1 protein-coding gene is annotated in these 773 nt (G+C 58.6%); it reads right to left on the bottom strand.

Annotated features, from left to right (window positions below):
- Positions 1 to 707 (bottom strand): IS5 family transposase gene (locus ACR0AO_RS25480; RefSeq protein ID WP_480609849.1). Its coding sequence is split into 2 segments (ribosomal slippage), with 708 coding nucleotides annotated over them: positions 1 to 371 and positions 371 to 707; the frame shifts between segments, so codons are not numbered across the junction. This gene is flagged as partial in the annotation.
- Positions 708 to 773 lie beyond the last annotated feature (66 nt).

A 773-nucleotide genomic window follows, 5' to 3' on the forward strand; every position in this document is an offset into this window, starting at 1 on the left:
CTTCGGGCACCTGTCGTAGCGGGTTGCCACACGCCGCCAATCCTTCAACCTGCCGAACATGATCTCGATCCGGTTGCGCCGTTTGTAACGACGCTTGTCGTACTTAACCGGTTTCTTCCGCTGCTTCCGGCCAGGGATGCAGGCGCGTATCCCTTTGTCTTTCAACGCTTCCCGGAACCAATCGGCGTCATAGCCACGATCCCCGAGCAGCCAATCGACATCCGGCAGGCCGCTCAGCAGTGCCCGCGCACCAATGTAATCGCTGACCTGACCGGCGGTGATGAACAGGTTGAGCGGACGTCCCCGGCTGTCGCAGATGGCATGCAACTTGGTGTTCATGCCGCCCTTGGTGCGACCGATCAGGCGTCCACCCCCCCTTTTTTGACGCCCAAACTGGTCGCGGTACGGTGGGCCTTCAGGTAGGTGGCATCGATCATCACGGTCTTCTCTTCACCGTGTTCGGCAGCCAGACCGGCCATCATCCGGGCGAAGATGCCTTTGTCGCTCCACCGCTTCCAACGGTTATAGAGCGTCTTGTGTGGGCCATACGCCGAAGGGGCATCGCGCCATCTCAACCCATTGCGATTAATGAAGATAATGCCGCTCAACACACGTCGATCATCAACGCGTGGTTTGCCGTGGGACTTGGGGAAGAAAGGCTCAAGACGCGCCATCTGCGCATCCGTCAGCCAGAAAAGATCAGACATGGTCACCGCTCGATTTTCGAACCGTGAATCACGCAGCCAAGCGGAAATCAATGGGTCCTGACCCTA

It is taken from the genome of Ruegeria sp. AF8 (assembly GCF_056541825.1).